Origin of the sequence: Burkholderia sp. Bp8986 (assembly GCF_003854225.1) — a bacterium.
Classification (GTDB): domain Bacteria; phylum Pseudomonadota; class Gammaproteobacteria; order Burkholderiales; family Burkholderiaceae; genus Burkholderia.
In genome coordinates, this window is the sequence record NZ_QTQM01000227.1 from 1 (window position 1) to 322 (window position 322).

Annotated in this window: 1 rRNA gene; it reads right to left on the reverse strand. The window is 45.7% G+C overall.

The features are described from left to right. Positions 1-262: 262 nt before the first annotated feature. A 16S ribosomal RNA gene (locus DID99_RS37015) occupies positions 263-322 on the reverse strand; the annotation flags it as partial.

The window sequence follows — 322 nt, forward strand, 5'->3', positions numbered from 1 at the left end:
ACGTCCATCTCAAAGACGCTTCCGCTATCCAAATTACTTACTTCTTCCAGATTGTTAAAGAACGACAGCCGATACTTTCGTACCGCTCTGACTGGCTCAATCGCCAATGAGAAAGACTCGAATGAATCATCATTCGAATGTTTTTCATTGAAGATTATCGAAAGCGGCCGGCATTATAACCGATAAAACCGCTAACAGACAGTCTTTCTGTCTTAATCAACAGCCGATAAGCGTGAGCGCTCAATTTTGCGAGAAGCTCTGGAAAGGAGGTGATCCAGCCGCACCTTCCGATACGGCTACCTTGTTACGACTTCACCCCAGT